The organism is Chitinophaga sp. (assembly GCF_035564935.1).
Classification (GTDB): Bacteria; Bacteroidota; Bacteroidia; order Chitinophagales; family Chitinophagaceae; genus Chitinophaga.
The window spans coordinates 1-3,217 of the sequence record NZ_DATMTE010001025.1; the positions used below are offsets into that span (position 1 = coordinate 1).

3 protein-coding genes are annotated in these 3,217 nt (G+C 48.5%); all 3 read left to right on the forward strand.

What is annotated here, in order from left to right:
• Positions 1–1,045: DUF6528 family protein (locus VN105_RS26605; protein ID WP_325645964.1), on the forward strand; the 1,045-nt coding region annotated here is incomplete at its 5' end.
• A complete protein-coding gene (locus VN105_RS26610; RefSeq protein ID WP_325645966.1) occupies positions 1,045–2,961 on the forward strand; it encodes a family 20 glycosylhydrolase in 1,917 nt (638 codons plus the stop codon). The genes VN105_RS26605 and VN105_RS26610, both read left to right, overlap by 1 nt.
• Positions 2,962–2,967: 6 nt before the next feature.
• On the forward strand, positions 2,968–3,217 hold a 250-nt coding region (locus VN105_RS26615; RefSeq protein WP_325645968.1), incomplete at its 3' end, for a hypothetical protein.

Genomic DNA, 3,217 nt, shown 5'->3' on the forward strand with positions numbered 1-3,217 from the left:
AATACTGACAGGCGTTGAAGTGGCTTTGGTTATTTTTCAAATGGCATGCAGTAAAAAACAGGGAGCAGATACTCCCGGTCCTCCAACTAATCCGCCGGTTGTAACCCCGGTTCCTTACCCGGGGTTGCAGCTGGCATTAACCAACGACGCCTCCAAACAGATAGAGCTGTATGATCCGATGGCGACCGACTGGAATACTGCGGAGGCAAAAAAGTGGACATGGTCGCCCACCACCGGGCTGGGTTTCAGCGCCAATGAAATCAAGAGTTTTGGCGGCGGTACCGATTTCAAAGTGCGGAAAATGAAAACCAGGCAGGATGCTACTTATGCCGCTATCAGCGACAATGGTATGGCTGCTTTGGTAGCCTATCCCTCCGGTCAGCGGGTATGGTCAAAATTGATTTCCGGCAACCTGCATTCGGCAGAACTGCTGCCTAATGGCAATATCGCCCTGGCAGCTTCCGATGGTAACTGGATCAGGGTATATGCCGCTTCACAGGGACCGGATAACAATACCTATGCGGAGTTTACTTTGGGTGCAGCGCATGCGGTGTTGTGGGACCCGGTTATTAACGGCTTGTGGGTGATAGGCCAGGACTTAACCAATAATACGCATATCCTCACCGCCCTGGCGGTTGGCGGCACTGATGCCAACCCGGAGTTAACTGAATTAAAACAGTACCGGGTTACATTACCCACCGTTTGGGGGCATGAAGTAAGCGCGTATTACGGTAATACCAACCTGTTGTGGGTTACTACCAACGGAGGTGAATACGTCTTCAATAAAACTACGAAAACCTTTTCCATGGCTCCTACCAACAACCTCACTTTTGTGAAAGGAATGGGAAATCAACCCAGCGGGCAAATTGTACTGGTGCGACCGGATGCCAATAAAAACCCACGCCCTGCAGTTAGTTGCCCGCTTAATAACTGGTCGTCCAGCACGGTTGATTTTTACACATCCGGCGGACAATGGCAGGGATCAAGAATAGTGAATGGCGCCTGCTTTTATAAGGTGAAAATAGTTTACGATAATTATCAGTAATGTACTTTAGCAAATATGTAAAGATATATACCTGTTGCCTGGCGTTACTGGGCTTTAGTGTCGGGAATAGCGCTGCGCAACAGGCTGCGCCGGCGCTGATCCCGATGCCGCGCTCAGTAAAAACGGATACGGGTAGCTTTATTTTCAGCTCCAATACATTGATCCGGGCGGATGTGAAAGCGCAGCGTGTTGTTGATTATTTCAAAGGCCAGCTTTTCAGCCGCTGGAAATTTAACAACAAAGTAGCAACAGGCGCCGCAGAAAACGCGGAACTGGTTATTACTACCAGCGGTGCAGAACAATTGCCCGAAGAAGGATACCGGTTATCGGTAACCCCTGCGGGCATTACACTTACAGGCCGCAATGCGGGCTTGTTTTACGGGATGCAAACTTTGTTGCAGCTGATCTCCGGACCCGTAAACGGCGCCGTTGCCATTCCCTGTGTAACCATAGAGGACGCTCCCCGTTTTGGTTATCGCGGGCTTATGCTGGATGTGTCCCGGCATTTCTTCACAGTAGAACAGATCAAAGATCTGCTGGACATGATGGCGTACTATAAACTGAACCGTTTTCACTGGCACCTTACCGACGACCAGGGTTGGCGGCTGGAAATCAAAAGCTGCCCTGAACTTACACAGGTAGGCGCCTGGCGTGTGCCGCGCATTGAGTTTGGTGGTAACACCCTGCCGCCGCAACCCGGCGAAAAGGCCACCGATGGCGGATTCTATACACAGGAACAGGTGAAAGACGTGATCCGCTACGCTGCCGAAAGACATATTGAAATACTGCCGGAAATTGATGTGCCAGGTCATTCAATGGCGGCTATTGCCGCATACCCCGAATTATGTGTGACGCGTAATAAAGATATTAAAGTAAATCCCGGCAGCAGCTTTGCCAAATGGTTTCCCAATGGCGGCTATGAAATGTATGAAGACAATTCGCTTAATCCCACTGATGAGCGGGTGTATACATTTCTTGACAAAGTATTCGGAGAAGTAGCCGCATTATTTCCCTACCCGTATATACATATCGGGGGAGATGAATGTTATAAAGGCTTTTGGGAGAAGGATGCCGCAGTGCAGTCCTTTATGAAAACGCATCGTATCAGGAACACCCATGAGCTGCAAAGCTATTTCATTTCAAGATTGAATAAGATCATCCAGTCCAAACACAAAAAGCTGATCGCCTGGGATGAAGTAGCAGAGGGCAATGTGAAAGACAGTATTACGATAATGAGCAGGTTTGGTGAAAAGGCCGCCATTGCACAAATCAGGAAAGGGCTGGATATAGTGCTGGCGCCGGGCGGCAACGGGCTTTATTTTGATTATGCCCAAAGCGCATCGGACCAGGAGCCTTCCAGTCATGGTGGCGATGCCCCGGCATGGAAAGCGTATAAGTATAACCCCGGATATCCCGCATTATCTGCAGAAGAACGTAAACATATTATGGGCGTGGAAGCCTGTATATGGACAGAAAACATTGCTGATGTTTCAAAGCTCCAATATATGATGCTTCCGCGTATGCTGGCGCTGGCCGAAACAGGATGGTCGGATGAAACGGTAAAAGACTATCTTCGTTTCGCCGGCACAGCATTACCATTGCACCTGGAACGCTTTGATAAAGCCGGTATCAACTACCGCGTGCCCACGGTGTTTAATTACACTGATTCTACTATTGCAACCGGTAGCTTCCGGTTTGAAGTAGTGCAGCCGCCCGTACCGGGAGCCAGGATATTTTATACGCTGAATAACCGGCCTCCGGGAGATTATGATCATGAATACACCACACCGGTAACTATCATTGTTCCGAAAGGAAAAACGATCACACTTAAAACTATCGTTATTACTCCTGCGGGCCGCAGAAGTATTATTACACGCACGGTGCTGGACAATAGTAATAAATCTGAAAATCAATAATAACTTATGCAAAAGCGCATCTGCCAATTCTTATTCGGTGTTTTAACTATCGCTGTTGTATTGATGGGCTCCATGGTAAAGGCACAGCAGCCATTAGAACGCTTTGAAAAGGTGGCTGCCGGTTTTAAAAGTCCTGGCCGGGATTATGGAACAGTACCATTCTGGGTATGGAATACGAAAATCACCAAAAGCAACATCGATTCCATGCTGAATGACTACCGGAAAAATGATTTTGGTGGCATCATTATTCATCCCC